The organism is Methylobacillus sp. (genome assembly GCF_036844465.1).
Classification (GTDB): domain Bacteria; phylum Pseudomonadota; class Gammaproteobacteria; order Burkholderiales; family Methylophilaceae; genus Methylobacillus.
In genome coordinates, this window is record NZ_DAIUFW010000018.1 from 1 (window position 1) to 17,149 (window position 17,149).

At 55.6% G+C, this 17,149-nt stretch carries 25 protein-coding genes; all 25 read right to left on the bottom strand.

Annotated features, from left to right (window positions below):
* Positions 1-463, bottom strand: a 463-nt coding sequence (locus V7Z75_RS13135; protein WP_334109138.1) for a type I restriction-modification system subunit M N-terminal domain-containing protein, incomplete at its 3' end; no start/stop codon positions are given.
* 200 nt (positions 464-663) lie between these two features.
* A complete protein-coding gene (xerD, locus tag V7Z75_RS13140; RefSeq protein ID WP_334109115.1) occupies positions 664-1,557 on the bottom strand; it encodes a site-specific tyrosine recombinase XerD in 894 nt (297 codons plus the stop codon).
* Positions 1,550-2,047: a methylated-DNA--[protein]-cysteine S-methyltransferase gene (locus V7Z75_RS13145; RefSeq protein WP_334109116.1), complete on the bottom strand. Its 498-nt coding sequence runs from the start codon at positions 2,045-2,047 to the stop codon at positions 1,550-1,552. The genes xerD and V7Z75_RS13145 overlap by 8 nt, the downstream gene beginning before the upstream one ends.
* A gap of 105 nt (positions 2,048-2,152) precedes the next feature.
* The gene (rplS, locus tag V7Z75_RS13150) at positions 2,153-2,551 is read right to left on the bottom strand and encodes a 50S ribosomal protein L19 (RefSeq protein ID WP_334109117.1); all 399 of its coding nucleotides are present in this window, start codon (positions 2,549-2,551) and stop codon (positions 2,153-2,155) included.
* Positions 2,552-2,564: 13 nt separating this feature from the next.
* A complete protein-coding gene (trmD, locus tag V7Z75_RS13155) occupies positions 2,565-3,359 on the bottom strand; it encodes a tRNA (guanosine(37)-N1)-methyltransferase TrmD (RefSeq protein WP_334109118.1) in 795 nt (264 codons plus the stop codon).
* A complete protein-coding gene (gene rimM, locus V7Z75_RS13160; protein WP_334109139.1) occupies positions 3,356-3,850 on the bottom strand; it encodes a ribosome maturation factor RimM in 495 nt (164 codons plus the stop codon). Before rimM ends, trmD begins: the two co-directional genes overlap by 4 nt.
* A 51-nt stretch (positions 3,851-3,901) precedes the next feature.
* Positions 3,902-4,150 (bottom strand): 30S ribosomal protein S16, encoded by a 249-nt coding sequence (rpsP, locus tag V7Z75_RS13165; RefSeq protein ID WP_334109119.1) that lies wholly within the window; start codon positions 4,148-4,150, stop codon positions 3,902-3,904.
* A gap of 71 nt (positions 4,151-4,221) precedes the next feature.
* Positions 4,222-4,911, bottom strand: coding sequence for a 7-cyano-7-deazaguanine synthase QueC (gene queC / locus V7Z75_RS13170; protein WP_334109120.1), 690 nt, complete (start codon positions 4,909-4,911; stop codon positions 4,222-4,224).
* Positions 4,912-4,957: 46 nt separating this feature from the next.
* The gene (gene queE / locus V7Z75_RS13175) at positions 4,958-5,596 is read right to left on the bottom strand and encodes a 7-carboxy-7-deazaguanine synthase QueE (protein WP_334109121.1); all 639 of its coding nucleotides are present in this window, start codon (positions 5,594-5,596) and stop codon (positions 4,958-4,960) included.
* Between the two features lie 6 nt (positions 5,597-5,602).
* A complete protein-coding gene (locus tag V7Z75_RS13180; protein WP_334109122.1) occupies positions 5,603-6,430 on the bottom strand; it encodes a YbgF trimerization domain-containing protein in 828 nt (275 codons plus the stop codon).
* A 3-nt stretch (positions 6,431-6,433) separates the two neighbouring features.
* Entirely contained in the window at positions 6,434-6,979 is a 546-nt protein-coding gene (pal, locus tag V7Z75_RS13185) for a peptidoglycan-associated lipoprotein Pal (protein ID WP_334109123.1), read from the bottom strand.
* A 149-nt stretch (positions 6,980-7,128) separates the two neighbouring features.
* Positions 7,129-8,415 (bottom strand): Tol-Pal system beta propeller repeat protein TolB, encoded by a 1,287-nt coding sequence (tolB, locus tag V7Z75_RS13190; RefSeq protein WP_334109124.1) that lies wholly within the window; start codon positions 8,413-8,415, stop codon positions 7,129-7,131.
* Positions 8,416-8,648: 233 nt separating this feature from the next.
* Complete coding sequence (locus V7Z75_RS13195; protein ID WP_334109125.1) at positions 8,649-9,467, bottom strand: energy transducer TonB; 819 nt, start codon at positions 9,465-9,467, stop codon at positions 8,649-8,651.
* 3 nt (positions 9,468-9,470) lie between these two features.
* Positions 9,471-9,857, bottom strand: a complete 387-nt coding sequence (locus V7Z75_RS13200; protein ID WP_334109126.1) for a biopolymer transporter ExbD — start codon at positions 9,855-9,857, stop codon at positions 9,471-9,473.
* Between the two features lie 10 nt (positions 9,858-9,867).
* Positions 9,868-10,542 (bottom strand): protein TolQ, encoded by a 675-nt coding sequence (gene tolQ / locus V7Z75_RS13205; protein ID WP_334109127.1) that lies wholly within the window; start codon positions 10,540-10,542, stop codon positions 9,868-9,870.
* Between the two features lie 20 nt (positions 10,543-10,562).
* On the bottom strand, positions 10,563-10,973 hold the full coding sequence (gene ybgC, locus V7Z75_RS13210; protein ID WP_334109128.1) for a tol-pal system-associated acyl-CoA thioesterase: 411 nt from the start codon (positions 10,971-10,973) through the stop codon (positions 10,563-10,565).
* Positions 10,970-12,007: a Holliday junction branch migration DNA helicase RuvB gene (gene ruvB / locus V7Z75_RS13215; RefSeq protein ID WP_334109129.1), complete on the bottom strand. Its 1,038-nt coding sequence runs from the start codon at positions 12,005-12,007 to the stop codon at positions 10,970-10,972. The genes ybgC and ruvB overlap by 4 nt, the downstream gene beginning before the upstream one ends.
* A gap of 124 nt (positions 12,008-12,131) precedes the next feature.
* Positions 12,132-12,716: a Holliday junction branch migration protein RuvA gene (gene ruvA / locus V7Z75_RS13220; protein ID WP_334109130.1), complete on the bottom strand. Its 585-nt coding sequence runs from the start codon at positions 12,714-12,716 to the stop codon at positions 12,132-12,134.
* Positions 12,713-13,255 (bottom strand): crossover junction endodeoxyribonuclease RuvC, encoded by a 543-nt coding sequence (gene ruvC / locus V7Z75_RS13225; RefSeq protein WP_334109131.1) that lies wholly within the window; start codon positions 13,253-13,255, stop codon positions 12,713-12,715. The genes ruvA and ruvC overlap by 4 nt, the downstream gene beginning before the upstream one ends.
* Positions 13,255-13,980, bottom strand: a complete 726-nt coding sequence (locus V7Z75_RS13230) for a YebC/PmpR family DNA-binding transcriptional regulator (protein WP_334109132.1) — start codon at positions 13,978-13,980, stop codon at positions 13,255-13,257. Before V7Z75_RS13230 ends, ruvC begins: the two co-directional genes overlap by 1 nt.
* Positions 13,981-14,159: 179 nt before the next feature.
* Positions 14,160-15,077 (bottom strand): DMT family transporter, encoded by a 918-nt coding sequence (locus tag V7Z75_RS13235; protein WP_334109133.1) that lies wholly within the window; start codon positions 15,075-15,077, stop codon positions 14,160-14,162.
* 88 nt (positions 15,078-15,165) lie between these two features.
* The gene (locus V7Z75_RS13240) at positions 15,166-15,546 is read right to left on the bottom strand and encodes a YybH family protein (RefSeq protein ID WP_334109134.1); all 381 of its coding nucleotides are present in this window, start codon (positions 15,544-15,546) and stop codon (positions 15,166-15,168) included.
* A gap of 25 nt (positions 15,547-15,571) precedes the next feature.
* Positions 15,572-16,042, bottom strand: a complete 471-nt coding sequence (locus tag V7Z75_RS13245; RefSeq protein WP_334109135.1) for a YybH family protein — start codon at positions 16,040-16,042, stop codon at positions 15,572-15,574.
* 37 nt (positions 16,043-16,079) lie between these two features.
* Entirely contained in the window at positions 16,080-16,616 is a 537-nt protein-coding gene (locus tag V7Z75_RS13250; protein ID WP_334109136.1) for a MarR family winged helix-turn-helix transcriptional regulator, read from the bottom strand.
* 84 nt (positions 16,617-16,700) lie between these two features.
* Positions 16,701-17,149: epoxyqueuosine reductase QueH (locus V7Z75_RS13255; RefSeq protein WP_334109137.1), on the bottom strand; the 449-nt coding region annotated here is incomplete at its 5' end.

The following is a 17,149-nucleotide window of genomic DNA, read 5'->3' on the forward strand; positions in this document are numbered from 1 at the left end:
CACGCTCGACGGCTTCCATGGCGTTGTCGATCAGCCAGCCGACCGAGCGCATTTCCTCGGGCTCGTCCTTGCCCGGCTTGTTCCACGGCAGTGCGGCCTTGGGCGGCAGTTGCGCGCAATCGCGCAGGGTTTGCCAGCGGGCTTCGACTGGCACCCAGAACACGTTCTTTTCTGTGTAGTAGTCGCGCACCTCCAGCTCGGCAGCGATGTTTTCTTCGTACTCCTGGGTGCCTGCGCCGCCGTATTCGTCCGGATCCATGTAGTAGTCATGATCCGGGTGGGTGAACTGCTCGCGCAGTTCGCGTTGGCGTTCCTCAAAGGCATCGGAAACGTACTTGAGGAAGATTAGCCCGAGCACGACGTGCTTGTAAACGGCGGCATCGAGATTGGAACGCAGCTTGTCGGCGGCGGTCCAGAGCTTTTTTTCCAGGTCGTTGAAGAATTGTTGTTCGATAGGTTGCATGCACAAATCTCTTAATACATAAAAATCATGTTGTTTTTATATTTCAATTCCACTCCCCATGCCTAGCACTTGCTGATAAAACAGCCCTCTATTATTAGCTGCCTTACCTCATGTCAGAGACGTGACAGTATAGATGAACACTGCATACTTGAGACTTCTAACATAACTCCAACAACTGGCATCAGCCTATTCCTCCGAGGTTATCCGCGCGGATGATGTGTTTGATGCAATTGCTTCAATCGCTCGCGGGCAACGTGCGTATAGATCTGCGTCGTGGAAATATCCGCATGGCCGAGCAGCATCTGCACCACGCGCAGGTCTGCGCCGTGGTTGAGCAGATGGGTGGCGAAGGCGTGGCGCAGGACGTGCGGCGATAACGTAACTGTAATTCCCGCACGAGCGGCGTAGCGTTTGATGAGGTACCAGAACGCCTGGCGCGTCATGCCGTCGCCGCGCTGGGTGACGAAGAGATGGTCGTTCAGGCGTCGTTGCAGTATCGCGGGGCGACCTTCCGCCAAGTAGCGCATCAGCCATTCCACGGCCTGCTCGCCCAGCGGCACGAGCCTAGTTTTGCTGCCTTTGCCAGTGACGCGCACGACGCCATCGCTGAGGCTGAGTTCCGTGACTTGCAGGCCGACCAGCTCGGAGACGCGCAAGCCGGTGGCGTAGAGGGTTTCCAGCATGGCGCGGTCGCGCAGGCCAAGGTCGGTATTGGTATCCGGCGCTTCGATGAGGCGCTCGACATCTTCCTCGCTCAGGCTTTTGGGCAGCGAGCGTGGCAGTTTGGGCGTTTCGATGCGGATGGTCGGGTCAGCGCTAACCAGTGATTCCCTCAGGGCATAGCGGTAGAAACGGCGCAGGCTGGCGATGAGGCGGCTAATGCTGCGCGGCTTGCTTTGCGGAAATCTCAGCGCGATATAGCCCTGGATGTCATCTTCTGCGGCTTCAAGCATGCCGGCACTCCGGCTTTGTTGCAGCCAGTCCGCAAACCCAGCCAGGTCTTGCCGGTAGCTATTGAGGGTATTTTTTGCCAGCCCGTCTTCCAGCCAAAGGTGATCGAGAAAACGGTCGAGCAAGGCGGCAGTGTCAGCCATCCAGGTTCACATGCTCGTGCTGCAGCAGCCAGCGCTTGACCTTCAGCCCTTTTGCATCATTACGCATGAATCCGCCCAGGCCATTTTTGGCAACGATGCGGTGACACGGTATAAGCAAAGGCAGATGGTTGGCACCACAAACGTTGGCGACGGCGCGCGGGCCGGAAGCAACATGATTGGCAAGCTCGCTATAGGTCCAGACTTGCCCCAGCGGAATCGTTGCCATAGCGCGCCAGACGCGCTTTTGGAACGGGGTTCCCTCCATGACATAGGGAAAATCCAGCTCATGCTCGGCATTTTCCAGATATTGCTGCAATTGGTGCACGACATGCTGGACGAAGGGCTGGTCGACGCAATAAGGAGGTAACGGCTCGGAAATCAGTCTCAAGCCCGTGACATAATCATCGGCCACCTTGACGCCAATCGCGCCAAACGGGGCGGGAACGATGGCGTCGAATTCAGATGATTTGCTGTTATCCATGACTGGCATTTTAGGATGCTGAGCCCCCACTCGGCAAACATTGCCTGTCCTGGAACGTAAAAAAGCCCCGACGAGCGGGGCTTTTCACTATACAGCAAAAGTACAGGCAGCTGCTTATTCTGCGCTGGTTGCTTCCTTTGTTTCCTTGGTAGCGCGCAGTTGCAGCTTTTCCTTGATACGTGCGGACTTGCCGGAACGCTCGCGCAGGTAGTACAGCTTGCTGCGGCGCACATCGCCACGGCGCTTCACTTCGATGCTAGCGATCAGCGGGGAGTAGGTCTGGAAAGTACGTTCCACGCCTTCACCGGAGGAAATCTTGCGCACGATGAAGGAGGAGTTCAGGCCGCGGTTGCGGATAGCGATGACAACGCCTTCGTAAGCCTGCACACGCTTGCGGGTGCCTTCAACCACGTTAACACCAACGACAACGGTGTCGCCTGGTGCGAAAGAGGGAATGGTCTTGCCAAGGCGGGCAATTTCTTCCTGTTCCAGTTGCTTGATGATATCAGCCATTTCTTGCTTCCTTTTAGTTATGGGAATCTTGTTCCTGCTCTATTTCTGCGAGCAGCCGAGATTCCTCTTTCGTCAACGGCCTTGCGGCCAATAAATCCGGGCGTCTTGCCCGGGTTCGTGCCAGCGATTGTTTCAACCGCCAACGCTTGATCTTGGCATGGTTGCCGGAAAGCAATATCTCCGGCACCTTTTGCTCCGCATATACCTCGGGGCGAGTGTAATGCGGACAATCCAGTAATCCATCGACAAAGGAATCTTCCTCTGCCGATCCGGCATCGCCCAGGCTACCGGGCAACTGCCTGATGATCGCGTCCAGTATCACCATGGCGGGAATTTCACCGCCAGACAATACATAGTCGCCGATCGAATATTCTTCATCCACCAGTGTGGCAAGCAAACGCTCGTCCACGCCTTCATACCGGCTTGCCAACAATATCAAGCCCGGCTCATCCTTCAGGCGCATCACATGCTCATGCTTGAGCGGAACGCCTTGCGGTGAAAGATGAATCACCTTGGGGGTTGCCACCCCATGCGCCTGCTGGCGGATTCTTGCAGCGGCGATGGCCTTTTCCAGCGGCTCGGCCAGCATCACCATGCCTGGACCGCCGCCGTATGGCCTATCATCTATGGTGCGATAATTGTCCGTGGTGAAATCCCGCGGATTCCATAACGCCAACTCATAAATGCCGCGTTCCTGCGCCCGGGCGCTGATGCCGAACTTGGTCAGCGCCTCGAACATTTCCGGGAACAAGGTCACTACATCAAACTGTGCAGTGCGCTTATCCCGAATATCGCCAGCACCGCTCAAAACTCAGGATCCCAATCGACCAGCATGGTCTTGGCGGCGACATCCACTTCCAGCACCACCTGGGCAACAAAAGGCAGCAGCCTTTCTTGGTCGCCTTTGACCACCAGCACGTCGTTGGCGCCAGTAGCGAATACATCCGCCACCTGTCCCAAATCCATACCTTGCTGATTGCGCACTTGCAAGCCGATCAGATCGGACCAGTAGTACTCGTCCTCTTCCGGCTCGGGCAATTCATCGCGGAATACCGCGACATACATGCCTTTGCAGGCAAACGCAGCATCGCGATCGTTCACGCCTTCCAGCTTGACCAGCAGCATGTCGTTATGCACTTTGGCAGTTTCGACAGTATACGGCTGCCATTGCTCTGGGCGCTTGGGATCACCCCGGCCCAGCATCCAGCGGTCATAGTCAAACAGGCTGTCAACGTACTCGGTGTCCGGCAGGACCTTGACCCAGCCATAAACGCCATAAGGGGCGACAATGCGCCCCATGATGACTAACTCACTCACAATTGAAGCCAGCCGTTTTTCAACGGCTTTTTATCAAGCAGCTTTTGCAGACTGCTTAACCAGGCGTGCAACGGTCTCGGACAGTCGCGCACCATTGTTTTGCCAGTAAGCCAGACGCTCACTGTTCAGACGCAGACCCTCTTGGCCTTCCTTGGCCAATGGGTTGTAGAAACCTACGCGCTCGATGAAACGGCCATCGCGACGATTACGGGAATCAGCCACAACAACACTGTAAAAAGGAGCTTTCTTCGCGCCACCGCGGGCGAGACGAATAATCACCATAATCTTGTTCTCTTTAATCTAGACAGAAAGGCGCGGATTTTACGTTACTTTTGATGGTCTTGGCAAGTCCATCATGCAGGATGTGCTGTGGGCGCATAACGGGTAGGGTCTGCCAATCCGGCTGAGACAAAGCCCTGGCGCCGTAAACGGCAGGAATCACACACGCCACAGGCACGACCCATATTATCGGCCTGGTAGCAGGAAACGGTCTGGCTGTAATCCACGCCCAATGCAGTGCCCTGGGTAACGATTTCCGCCTTGGTCATGTCGATCAAGGGCGCATGGATGCTGATGGTGCGCCCTTCGATCGCGCTTTTGGTCGCCAGATTTGCCATAGCCTGGAAAGCCCGCACATATTCGTCGCGGCAATCGGGATAGCCGGAATAATCCAGCGCATTCACGCCGATGAAGATATCGCGCGCATCCAGCACTTCCGCCCAGGCCAGCGCCAGTGACAACATGATGGTATTACGGGCAGGCACATAAGTGACCGGGATACCCTCGCTCGGTGCTTCCGGCACGGCAATGGAGCTGTCGGTCAGCGCGGAACCGCCAAATACGGAGAGGTCGAGCTTCACGGTTCTGTGCATGGCCGCGCCCAGCGCCGCGGTCACACGGTCTGCAGCATCCAGTTCGGCACGGTGGCGCTGCTGATAATCCAGGCTCAAACAATAGGCCTCGTAGCCCTGACTACGGGCGATGGCGAGCACTGTGGCGGAATCCAGCCCGCCAGACAAGAGCACTACGGCTTTCTTGCTCATGATATTGATTCCTTGCGAATGGCCGCACAAATCCGGCCACAATTGACTATTTCCCGGGCGTTTCGCCCCAGAGGATTTTGTGCAGCTGCACCTGCATGCGCACAGGGAGCTTGTCCTCCAGCACCCAGTCCGCCAGGTCTGCCGGTTTCAAATGGCTGTAAACCGGCGAGAAAATCACCGGACATTTTTCAGTCAGGGCATGCTCGGCAAGTAGTTGCCTTGCCCATTCATAATCTTCCCTGCCACACAGCACAATCTTGATTTCATCGTTGGACTTGAGACGGGTCAGGTTATCCCAGTGGTTATTGGCTAGTTCGCCAGAGCCTGGGGTTTTGATATCTAGAATTACCGCTACTCGCGCATCTACACCTTCTGTCGATACCGCGCCGCCGGTTTCCAGTGAAACCTCATACCCCGCATCACACAAACGCCGCAGCAATTCCAGGCAGTTTTTTTTCTGCGCCAGCGGCTCGCCGCCGGTCACACAGACATAGCGCGCGCCATAGCTGGCCACCTGTTCCATGATCTCATCCAGCGGCATATTCCTGCCGCCCTTGAATGCATATTCGGTGTCGCAATAGACGCAGCGCATGGGGCAGCCCGTCAGACGCACGAAAACAGTAGGCAGGCCTACACGTGACGACTCCCCTTGCAGGGAGTGGAAAATCTCATGAATGCGCAACACGGAAAATTATCTGGACTTGATCGAGTCCAGCACAGTCAGTCGGCGCTTGGCGCTTGGCGCCAGCTCGTGGTTGGGGAATTTCTCCAGCATACTGCGCAAGGTTTTCTTGGCGCCATCGACATCAGAAAGCTGGATCTGGCTGTTGGCAATGCTGAACATCGCATCCGGCACTTTGTCGCTCTGGGGATATTGGGCAATCAGTTTTTGCTGTGTGCTAATGGAAGCCTTATAGTTCTTTAATGAAAACTGCGCGCTACCCAATCCAAGCAAAGCCTCAGGCGCCTGGGCAGAGCCTGGATAGGTTTGCAGGAACTTGTTATAAGCATCGAAGGCCTCCTTGAACTTGCCTGATGCGGCAAGCGCCTTGGCCGCTTCCAGGTCGCGTGCTTCAGGGTTATCGCCATTCGCGGCAGGCTGCGCTGCTGCTGCCTCGTCGTCATGATTGCCGTTCTGGGCAGCGGCAGGAACACCGCCTGCTTCCAGTTTGCGCAAGCGGCCATCGGTATCAGCGTACAGGTCACGCTGACGCTGCTGGGTATTCTCGATATTGTGGTTGACTACTTCCAGCTCGCCTTTCAGGCGGCTGATTTCCTGGTTGAGCCGGTCAATCTGGCTCATCAGGTCCAGCATGCCCTGGCTTCTTGTTTCCAGGGCTTGCTGGCTTTTCTTCAACTCAGCCAAAGCGGCTTGCGTTTCCTGGTTCTGGGTCTGTACCTGCTGCTGCAGGTCAGCAATTTTTTTCCTGGCCTCATCATCACCAAACAGCGCGGCCTGCGCCAGGGATGGCAATGAAAGAAATCCAACAACGACCAGAACCAGTGAACGCAGCATCATGACTTATTCGCCCTGGTATTGAATCTCAACGCGACGATCTTGCTGCCAGCAAGAATCATCTGCGCAGGCTGCATTAGCCTTTTCCTTGCCGAAGCTGACAGTCTCGATCTGGGTATCCTGCACGCCCAACAGGTTCAATACCTTCTTGACGGCAACAGCACGACGCTGCCCCAGAGACAAGTTGTATTCACGTGTGCCGCGATCATCGGTATTGCCTTGCAGGAATACCTTGGCGCTACCATTGGCGCTCAGATACTTGGCATGCGCCTCGATCAGGGAACGGTACTCTGCCTTGACTGCATCGCTATCAAAGTCGAAATAGACGTTGCGCTTGGACAGAATGTTGTTGGGGTCCTTCAACGGGTTCACTGCCATGGAGGAATCGGAAACACCGCTGGTGGCAGAATCACTACCGTGGCTATGAGTAGCACTCTGGGTCGCCTGGCTCCTGTCTTCAACAGCTGCCTGTGGAGTTTCCTTCACTGCCTTGCTGGAACAAGCAGCCAACATTGCCGCGAGCAACACGCTGATTACAATATTCTTATTCACTTTAATCTTCTCCTTAATATTCGTTAAAAACTACCATTTACTATTACAGCATAATAAACTTGCCTGTTGTTACAAAAACAGCCGCCACTTTGCATAACGGCTGTTTTTACAATAACTTGCCTGTTATTCTTTCAGCTTGCGCCATTTACTTACTGGCTAATGACAGGCCCCCACGCCGGCTCTCGCACATCACCACCACTTTCACTCAAGCGCTGCTTGACCCGCCCATCGGCGGAAACTGCCGCCAGCGCGCCTCGACCGCCGATACGGGTCGCATGCAGGATCATGCGGCCATTGGGCGCAAAACTGGGAGACTCGTCCTTTGGACCATCACTGAGTATCTGCACCTGACCGGATTGCAAATCCTGCAACGCCACCTTGAACTGACCGCCGTCACGACGGATATAAGCAAGAGACTTGCCATCGTGCGACAGGCGCGGACTGACGATATAGCCGCCTTCAAATGTCATGCGGCTGGCTTCGCCGCCACTGGCAGGCATGCGGTAGATTTGCGGACTGCCGCCACGATCGGAAGTAAAGTAGATATAGCGTCCATCCGGCGACCAGACAGGTTCGGTATCAATCGCGCTGGTACGCGTCAATTGCTGCAGACCTGTGCCATCCGCATTGATCACATAGACCTGCGAGTTGGCAGCATGCGTCAGCACAATCGCCAAACGCTTGCCATCGGGCGACCAGGAAGGCGCACTGTTATTGCCCTTGAAATTCGCCAATACAGTGCGTTGGCCAGACACCAGAGACTGCACATAGACAATCGGCTTCTTCTTCTCAAATGAAACATAAGCCAAGCGGGTGCCATCAGGCGACCAGGAAGGCGAAATGATAGGCTCGACGGAAGACACCACCGTCTGTGGATTGTAGCCATCGGAATCCGCCACTTGTAATGAGTAACGACTACCAGACTTGTTGACATAGGCAATGCGCGTGGCAAACACGCCTTGTTCGCCGGTCAATTTCTGATAGATCACGTCAGCGATCTTGTGAGCCGTCATGCGCAGCTGGGCTGGCGTGATGTTGTATTCCAACCCGACCAACTGATTCTGCTTGTAAACATCCAGCAGCCGGAAAGACACCCTGAGCCGGTTATCAGGCAGGGTTTCTATCTTGCCTACAGTCAGGGCCTGCGCCTGGATGGCGGCCCAATCTGCATAACTGACCTCACTAACATCAGTAGGCTGATTGGCAACACCACGGGTTTCCAGCACACGAAACAAACCACTGCGCCGCAAGTCGGCGCCAATAACATTAGCAATCGTATCCTGCTGACCAGGGATTTGTCCTTGCTGGGCAAACGGCACGATGGCGATCGGGATTTGCTGTGCTGCGCCGCCAACAATTTCAACGGTCAACGCTGCTTTGGCGCCCGCGGGCAAAAAGAAAACTAAGAGACTGAGAAATAAGCGTAATTTATTCATGAGGGTTTAGGACAGTAAAGTAATGCAAAGTTCCCCGACCATGCAGGCGGTATTCTACCAAATTCCCTCATAGCAAAGCTATGATCATTGCTGCAGCAATAGACAATATCTGCACAGTTAATACCGCCCGCAAAATTCGGCGAATGTACTGTTTAGACTTTCTGCCGCAGGTGGTCAGTAAAGGCATACAGCAAGGAAGAGCGGTAATGCCAGAAGAATGTTGCTAGCAGACCTTAGCCATCCTCATTGGGGCGGAACTTGAGTCTGAGATCGCGAAGTCGCGAAAACAGATCTGGCTGTGACGGCACCGGCAAAGGCTGTGCCTGCAAAATGGCGCGCTCCACCGCCTCATCACACGCAGAAAGACCACTGCTCTTTACCAGCCTGGGCTTACCGATCAGTTCACCTGTCGGCATCAAGCTGATATCCACCTCAAGCTCTGGCTGTCCTGTCCCGCACACCTGACGGTTCACATACCGCTTTATCTTGGCGCTAATCAAACCTCTATATTTATCAATTTCGCTCTGATTGACCACATCGGCGCCTGCCTGGGTAGGCCCCTGTTTTTTCGCAGGCGCAGGCGCTCCTTCTTCCAGCAACTCCTGCTGCAGCTTTTTCAACTCGTCCAGCTTGAGCGTTTCTTCTTTCCTGGGCTCAGGCTTTTTGGGCTCGGGTTTAGGTTCCGGCTTCTTCGGCTCGGGTTTTTTCTCCGGTTTCGGTTTGGGTTTTTCCGGTTCCTGCTTCTTTACCTGAATTTCCGCCTTGGGCTCCGGTTCGGGAGTAGGCTCCGGCTTGGGTTCGGGTTTAGGCTCTGGCTTTGGTACCGGTTTTGGTTCGGGTTTGGGCGGTTCAGGTGCAGGCTTCGGTTGTGGCGGTTTTGCCACTGGCTTGTCGGCAGGCAGATTCTCCCACAGCTCCACCTGGGCCACCATTAGCGGTTGCTGGGTTTTCCACTCGAACGACACCAGCAGCAGCGTCAGCAACAGCAGGTGCACAAACAGCGAAAGTGCTGCGGCCCGCGCTTTATAAGGATTGGTTCGACGTTGTTTCATGCATCAATTGGCCGGTTTGAGCAGCAAGCCGACCTTGTATTGTTTGAGGCTATCCATCAAGGTCACTACCTTGTCGTATTGCACGTTCTTGTCGGCAGCAATCACAATGGCGCGTTCCGGCGCTTTTTCAACCTGGGTTTTGACCTCGAACAGCAACTGGTCGCGCTCCATGGTCTTGCCTTCAATTTCAGCGCGGCCATCAGCCTTGACAGTGATCACGATAGGGGCAGCAGCCTGCTTGAGCGCCTGCCCGACCTGCGGCAACTCGACAACACCGGGATTGGTCATGGGAGCGGTCACCATGAAGATCACCAGCAATACCAGCGTCACATCAATGTAAGGGACGACGTTGATCTGGTTCATCAGGCGGCGGGATTTGCGACGGCTCATCACAGCCTCCTTATGCCTTGCGTTGCAGGATGTTGGTGAATTCTTCGATGAAACTTTCGTAACGCACGGCCAGCCTGTCCACCGAAGCGGTAAAACGGTTATAGGCGATCACAGCGGGAATTGCAGCAAACAAGCCGATAGCCGTTGCCACCAGCGCTTCGGCAATGCCGGGAGCCACATGAGAAAGGGTCGCCTGCGCCATATTGGCGAGGCCGCGGAAGGCATTCATGATGCCCCACACAGTGCCAAACAGGCCAATGTAAGGACTAACTGAACCGACCGAGGCCAGAAAAGGCAGATGGGAATCCAACTCATCCATCTCTCGGTTATAGGCCGCTCGCATGGCGCGGCGCGCGCCTTCGGTCACGTCGCTAACATCCAGGCTGGGTTGGCGTTTGAGGCGGGCATACTCCTTGAAACCAGCCTCAAAAATACTGGCCAGGCCCTGCGTGCTGCGACGGCCCGAAGTCACGCTTTCATAAAGCTGGTTCAGGTCGCCGCCTTTCCAGAATGCGCGCTCGAACTCCTCGGCTTCCCGGTCCGCGCTGCGGATGGAGAAAAACTTGATGAAGATGTACCACCACGAGATGAACGAGGTGAGCAATAGCAATGCCATCACGATCTGCACCGGCACGCTGGCACCGCTGATCAACGATAGAAACGACATGTCTTCGGTAGGGTTCATTCAAGCTCCATAAGGTTTGGTCACACAGGATCAATCATGTTGCGCACAGCAGCCGGAATGGCTGCAGGTCTGAATTGTTCGGCGTCGATACAGACAATATCCACACTGGCGTCAATCAGCATTTCATCGCCGCGATATATTTTCTGCTCAAATTTCATGAGGCTGCGCCTCAACTCCGCGAGTCTGGTCACGACTTCCAGCGCGTCATCAAACCGCGCAGGGCGGCGGTATTGTAGCGCAAGGTGTCGTACCACGAACAAGACTCCATGCGTCTCTCTTAGTTCCGCCTGCCCAAAGCCCAGAGACCGCAAAAATTCGGTGCGGGCACGCTCCATGAACTTAAGGTAATTAGCGTGATATACCACGCCGCCGCTGTCGGTATCCTCGTAATAGACCCGCACCGGCCAGCGGAACTCTCTGCACCCACTCATTGCTGCCAGAGTTCTCCCGAACCTATCCTGCCCGGCACAGCCAGGCCGAAATGCTGATAGGCCTGCTGGGTGGCGATGCGTCCGCGCGGGGTACGCATCAGGTAACCCTGCTGGATCAGGTATGGCTCCAGCACATCCTCGATCGTGTCACGCTCTTCGCCGATGGCTGCGGCGAGGTTATCCAGCCCGACCGGGCCGCCGTCGAATTTCTCCAGCACCGCCAGCAGTAGCTTACGGTCCATGACATCGAAGCCGAGCTTGTCCACATCCAGCATCTTCAATGCCGCATCCGCAATCTCGACACTGACGATGCCGTCCGATTTCACCTGGGCATAGTCACGCACCCGTCGCAGCAAGCGGTTGGCAATGCGGGGCGTGCCGCGCGAACGGCGGGCAACCTCCAGAGCGCCTTCCTGCTGCATGGTGACTTCCAGCAACCCGGCGGAACGTTGCACGATGCGCGCCAGCTCATCCGCCGTATAGAACTCCAGCCTGGAAACGATGCCGAAGCGGTCGCGCAAGGGATTGGTCAGCATCCCGGCCCGCGTCGTTGCTCCCACCAGCGTGAAAGGCGGCAGATCCAGGCGCACCGAACGCGCGGCAGGCCCCTCGCCTATCATGATATCCAGGCGGTAATCCTCCATCGCGGGATAGAGAATTTCCTCCACCACTGGTGAGAGGCGGTGAATCTCATCGATGAATAAGACATCGTTGGGCTCAAGATTGGTGAGCAAGGCGGCCAGATCGCCCGCGCGCTCCAGTACCGGGCCTGATGTCTGCCGCAAGTTGACGCCCATTTCCTTGGCAATGATATGCGCAAGCGTAGTCTTGCCAAGGCCGGGCGGCCCGAATAGCAGGACATGATCCAGTGCCTCGGCACGCCCGCGCGCAGCATTGATGAAAATTTCGAGCTGGCCGCGTGCCTTTTCCTGGCCAACATACTCGTCCAGCACCTTGGGGCGCAGCGCACGCTCCAATGCTTCTTCCTGCGTGCCTTGGGTAGAGGGGGCGATTAAACGGTCGGTTTCTATCATCAGGGAAATATCGGGTTAAACTTCAAGCAACTACATGCAAGCACTGAATAATGTGCACATCATACAGAAAAGCCGTCAATACTTCGCTATCTCACCCCTATTGCCTGCCGGCAGCATGTGATATTCAAGTCTTGGAGAGCGTTTTCAGGGAGAGCTTGATGCCTTCCGCCACAGCAATATCAGCAGGCAATTGCTTGACGGCAGCCAATGCCTCCCGCTCGTTGTAACCCAATGCCAGCAACGCATTGAGCACATCGCCACTGACGGACTTGCCTTGAGCGCCACCAGTTGGCGCCGCCATACCCTCGATGGAGAATTTATCCTTGAGTTCCAGCAACAGGCGCTCGGCGGTTTTCTTGCCTATGCCGGGCACCTTGGTCAGCAAGCCGGTTTCCTGCAAGGCCACGGCCTGCGCCAAGTCATCCACCGACAAACCACTGAGGATAGCAAGCGCTGACTTTGCGCCTATGCCGTTTACTTTCAGCAATTGGCGGAAAGTTGCACGTTCCTGCTCGCTGCCGAAGCCATACAGTAGTTGCGCGTCCTCGCGCACAATGAATTGGGTGAGCAACACGACTTTTTCGCCGGTGGCAGGCAGATTGTAGAAGGTACTCATGGGCACCTCGCACTCATAACCTACGCCATGGCAATCGATCACCACCTGCGGCGGCGTTTTTTCGATGAGGATACCGCTCAATCTTGCAATCATATCAACCTGCCACCCTTTACCCTGAATCCTGCTGTCGCCAGCTTACCCAATCCCTGCCCACCATGGGCATGACAAATCGCACACGCCAATGCATCTGCCGAGTCTGGCCTTGGCAGCCCCGGCAGGTTCAGCAGCCGTTTGACCATTTCCTGCACCTGATCCTTGGCCGCATGTCCATTGCCCACCACGGACTGCTTGACCTGCAGCGCGGTATATTCAGAAACCGGCAGCGACTTCAACACCAACGCGCTAATCGCAGCACCCCGCGCCTGCCCCAGCAGCAAAGTGGACTGTGGGTTGACGTTGACGAATACTTTTTCTATTGCCGCCTGCTGCGGCTGATACGTAGCAATCACCTCGCCCAGACTGTCGAGTATAATTTTGAGCCTGGTCGGTAAATCCTCGATTTCGCTACCCTTGCCGGTGGTGGTCTTGATGGTGCCACTCGCCACATAGGCAAGCTTTTCGCCTGTTTTCTCGATCACGCCAAAACCAGTCAGCCGCAAACCCGGGTCGATGCCGAGGATACGCAAGATCATTATTCTTCGATGACGGCGGTGGTGTATACGTCCTGCACGTCGTCCAGGTCTTCCAGCGCGTCGAGCAGCTTCTGCATCTTGGCTGCGTCATCGCCGGTAAATACAGTTTCGTTGTCAGGCTTCATGGTGACTTCCGCCAATACCGGCTTCAACCCCGCAGCTTCCAGGGCTTCCTTCACCACAGTGAAATCCCCCGGCGCGGTAATCACTTCGATACTGCCGTCCTCATCAGCCACCACGTCCTCGGCCCCCGCCTCCAGCGCCGCTTCCATTACCTGGTCCTCGCTGGTGCCCGGCTCGAACACCAGTACGCCGCAATGCTTGAACATGAAGGAAACGCAGCCGTCGGTACCCAGGTTGCCGCCGTTCTTGCTGAGCGCATGGCGCACGTCGGCCACTGCACGCTGCTTGTTGTCGGTCAGGCAGTCGATGATGATCGCCGCGCCGCCGATACCGTAGCCTTCATAGCGGATTTCCTCGTAGTTGACGCCTTCGAGCTCGCCGGTGCCGCGCTTGATGGCGCGGGTGATATTGTCCGCAGGCATGTTCTGCTCTTTGGCTTCCGCTATAGCAGCGCGCAGGCGCGGATTGAAATTGAGGTCGCCGCCGCCCATGCGGGCCGAGACGGTGATTTCCTTGATCAGTTTGGTGAATATCTTGCCACGTTTGGCATCCTGGCGACCTTTGCGGTGCTGGATGTTGGCCCATTTGGAATGCCCTGCCATTTGTAAAATCCTTTGATTGCGAATTGTGCAAAAAACCTCGCAAATTTTAGCATAGTGGGCAGGGTGAGAAACACGCGCGGTTTAGAGCGGCTAACAAAACTTCTCTGTCGTTGCTGTTCTGCCTGCCATACCGTTTAAGCGTCTGACCAGGAGCACACGCTGGAATTTGTTGGCCGCTTTTAGTCCTGCCCCATCGCCGGGTCAATTTCCTCGTGCCGCCGCATGCTATTGAGTGAAATGATCAGCAGCGACACACCGATCAAGGCCATGCCGATGATTTCGCCCTGGCTTGGATTCTCTCCCAGTTGCCACCAGGCGGCCAATACGCCGATAACCGGCGCGAGCAGCGAAGTCATGCTGGCAATCCCCGCAGGCAGGTGCTGCAAGGCATATAGCCAGAGCAGCCAGGCCAGCGCATTGCACAGCACGGCATTGAACAATACCGCGCCGATGAAATTGATACTCCAATCTATCGGCGGCGCAGGCACGATGAAAGCTACTACCACCAATGGCAAGGAGCCAAAGAACATCTGCCAGGCGGTCAAGGACATGAGGTCAAGGTCAGGCACCCGGTGGTGCAATTTCTTCGCCACGATGACGGAAACCGCCCAGAACACGCCGCCCAGTATCGCCAGCATCATGCTGAACAGGTCGGAACCAAGATGCAGCGGGTCAAGAATAAAGACCAGCCCCATTACGGAAAATAGCACCGCCAGCCATTGCATGCCGCGAATCTTTTCACCGAGCAAAGGCCAGGCTAATATCATGACCCAGAACGGCATGGTGTAAGTCAGCACAGCGGTCTTACCCGCACCACCTTCCACCAGCGCCCAAATGATCAGGCCGGTAAAACCGCAGGTCTGCAAGATTCCCAACCAGATCAGGGTAGGTACTTCACGCGGCTTGAGCGGCTTGCGCATCAACGCCAGCAGGGCGAACAGGCACAGCGCGCCATAGAACGTCCGCATCGCGCCGAACTGAAACGCGCCAGCATATTCCAGCGCATGCTTCATCACCACCCAGTTGTATCCCCACAGCACAGCCAGCAGCACCAATGCCGCAAACGCACGCACGGTAGTCGAAGTTCCCGCTTTCATGTTGGTTCCTGGCCTATGGCCTTGTTTGGGACAGATTGAAAACACACCTCAAGCATCGCAACGCGTCATGAGGTGTGTGAGATGACGCTTAATTCCAGATATGACTGAGTAATTTCCAATTGCCGTCCGCCTGCTTTTTGTACAGCAGGTGCACGTTGCCGCTGAACTCCTGGCGCTCGCCAGCCGCATTCACGACTGCCGCGCTCCAGTGACCGCGCTGGAATGCCAGATTGCCATCTGCCTGCGCATCAATCAACTCCAGCTTGTGGTCTGTGATTCCACTGTCGATACCACCTTGCCAGAAAGCCAGCAGCGCTTCCTTGCCATTCACCTGCGCTCCGCCAGCAGGCAGCACGGTTGCCGCATCGTCATAGTAAGACACCACCAGTGCGACATCCTTTGCGTTGAAAGCAGCATCCCACGCCTGGTTGAGTTGCAGTGCAGTTGCTTTGAAATCCACGTTTGACATGTTTCATTTCTCCAAAAATAAGGGATTAGTTCCAGGTATGGGTCAGAATCTTCCAGCTACCGTCATCTTGTTTCTTATAAAGAAGGTGCAGGTTACCGCCAAAATTCTGTGGCTCCGCGCCATCCGCGCCCTTGAGCACGGCAGTCCATTTGCCTCGCTGGTAGATCGTATTACCAACTACGCCAGCCTCTACCATGGTAATCTGGTGCGCGGTCAAGCCGTTGGAGAACAAGCCGGACCAGAAATCTGCAATTCCCTGCGTCCCGGTCACCTGCTCACCGCCAGCAGGCAAGAGGCTGCCATTCGCATCATAGTAGCTACTGATCGTGCCAGCCGATGCCTGGGCAAATGCTTCGTCCCACGCTGTGTTCAGCTTGCTGACGATAGCGACTACTTCCTCCTGATTAGGCTTGGCATTGCACTTGTACACCAGCCCGGCAATCACAGCCACCAATGCCAGCACCACGATAATGCCGATAGTCTTGCAACTTTTCATGTCATATCCCTTCAATGAGTCATTTTAAAAAAATAGATTACCCTGCTTCACCCTCGCCCGGTTGCCCGGTCTGGATAAATGCAGGCACGCCTGCGCCCAACTTGTCGAGAATGCCATGCAGCACATCTCTTTCCGCCTCACTCACCCCAGCCATGCACTGGCGCAGTCGCGTGTAATAATCAGGCATCACCTGATCCAGCCGCTGCTGTCCTAGTTCCGTCAGCCTGATCGACACTCGACGACGGTCATTTTTGTCATAAATGCGTTCCACCAGCCCATCCCTCTCCAGGCCATCCAGCAAGCCCGTCATGGTTGCACGGCTAACGCCCGCCTTTTCCGCCAATACCGAAGGCAAGGAAACACACTGCTCTTCTCGCATGAGCAAAATCAAGACCCACCAACGCCCCTGCAGCAAGCCGTGACGGCTCAGGCAAGTGTCCAGCGCCAATGATAAATCGCTGGCCACCCGCAATAAATGCAAAAAAGATGACACGGCGCTGATATCCGCTTGCGGATAACGATGAGAAAATTTATCCAGCACCGCTGCGGTGGGAAGATCTTTAAGTTGCAACATGGTTAGTCGGATTATAATTAGCCAGCTAATTATGTCAACCATGAAAATGCTGATGAGAAAGGATTCATCCCTTGCGTTATCACTCTATGATTCTTCGAAAGTTTGCCTTACTTCTTGATCGGCAGCTTCTTCCTGACCGTAGAACAATGTGCCCAGCTTGATACGCTCCCTTCCTGCAGCTACCCTGTGGTTATTGGTGTCTCGCAAGGAATAGACGCACCCACAATATTCCTGTTGATAGAAATGCTCGCGCTTGCTGATCTCGATCATGCGCGCCGAACCGCCGCCCTTGCGCCAGTTGTAATCCCAATACATCAGGCCTGGGTAGTGTCCGGCAGCACGATGGCCACAATCGTTGATCTGCTGCATGTTTTTCCAGCGTGAAATCCCTAGGGAGCTGGTGATAACCGGGAAATCGTGTTCATGGGCATATAAGGCGGTGCGCTCGAAACGCATGTCGAAACACATGGTGCAGCGGACGCCGCGCTCGGGTTCATGCTCCATGCCCTTGGCGCGCGCGAACCAGTTGTCGC

What these genes read in the sequence shown, in the direction of transcription:
- ybgC (WP_334109128.1), bottom strand. Translation starts at nt 10,973, where the DNA reads ATGAGTGGGTGCAGAGAGTTCCGCTGGCCGGTGCGGGTCTATTACGAG.
- V7Z75_RS13200 (WP_334109126.1), bottom strand. Translation starts at nt 9,857, where the DNA reads ATGAGCCGTCGCAAATCCCGCCGCCTGATGAACCAGATCAACGTCGTC.
- rpsP (WP_334109119.1), bottom strand. Translation starts at nt 4,150, where the DNA reads ATGGTGATTATTCGTCTCGCCCGCGGTGGCGCGAAGAAAGCTCCTTTT.
- ruvC (WP_334109131.1), bottom strand. Translation starts at nt 13,255, where the DNA reads ATGATCTTGCGTATCCTCGGCATCGACCCGGGTTTGCGGCTGACTGGT.
- xerD (WP_334109115.1), bottom strand. Translation starts at nt 1,557, where the DNA reads ATGGCTGACACTGCCGCCTTGCTCGACCGTTTTCTCGATCACCTTTGG.
- V7Z75_RS13245 (WP_334109135.1), bottom strand. Translation starts at nt 16,042, where the DNA reads ATGAAAAGTTGCAAGACTATCGGCATTATCGTGGTGCTGGCATTGGTG.
- V7Z75_RS13240 (WP_334109134.1), bottom strand. Translation starts at nt 15,546, where the DNA reads ATGTCAAACGTGGATTTCAAAGCAACTGCACTGCAACTCAACCAGGCG.
- V7Z75_RS13145 (WP_334109116.1), bottom strand. Translation starts at nt 2,047, where the DNA reads ATGCCAGTCATGGATAACAGCAAATCATCTGAATTCGACGCCATCGTT.
- V7Z75_RS13180 (WP_334109122.1), bottom strand. Translation starts at nt 6,430, where the DNA reads ATGATGCTGCGTTCACTGGTTCTGGTCGTTGTTGGATTTCTTTCATTG.
- ruvB (WP_334109129.1), bottom strand. Translation starts at nt 12,007, where the DNA reads ATGATAGAAACCGACCGTTTAATCGCCCCCTCTACCCAAGGCACGCAG.
- queC (WP_334109120.1), bottom strand. Translation starts at nt 4,911, where the DNA reads ATGAGCAAGAAAGCCGTAGTGCTCTTGTCTGGCGGGCTGGATTCCGCC.
- V7Z75_RS13195 (WP_334109125.1), bottom strand. Translation starts at nt 9,467, where the DNA reads ATGAAACAACGTCGAACCAATCCTTATAAAGCGCGGGCCGCAGCACTT.
- tolB (WP_334109124.1), bottom strand. Translation starts at nt 8,415, where the DNA reads ATGAATAAATTACGCTTATTTCTCAGTCTCTTAGTTTTCTTTTTGCCC.
- rimM (WP_334109139.1), bottom strand. Translation starts at nt 3,850, where the DNA reads ATGGGGCGCATTGTCGCCCCTTATGGCGTTTATGGCTGGGTCAAGGTC.
- V7Z75_RS13235 (WP_334109133.1), bottom strand. Translation starts at nt 15,077, where the DNA reads ATGAAAGCGGGAACTTCGACTACCGTGCGTGCGTTTGCGGCATTGGTG.
- V7Z75_RS13250 (WP_334109136.1), bottom strand. Translation starts at nt 16,616, where the DNA reads ATGTTGCAACTTAAAGATCTTCCCACCGCAGCGGTGCTGGATAAATTT.
- rplS (WP_334109117.1), bottom strand. Translation starts at nt 2,551, where the DNA reads ATGGCTGATATCATCAAGCAACTGGAACAGGAAGAAATTGCCCGCCTT.
- V7Z75_RS13230 (WP_334109132.1), bottom strand. Translation starts at nt 13,980, where the DNA reads ATGGCAGGGCATTCCAAATGGGCCAACATCCAGCACCGCAAAGGTCGC.
- ruvA (WP_334109130.1), bottom strand. Translation starts at nt 12,716, where the DNA reads ATGATTGCAAGATTGAGCGGTATCCTCATCGAAAAAACGCCGCCGCAG.
- tolQ (WP_334109127.1), bottom strand. Translation starts at nt 10,542, where the DNA reads ATGAACCCTACCGAAGACATGTCGTTTCTATCGTTGATCAGCGGTGCC.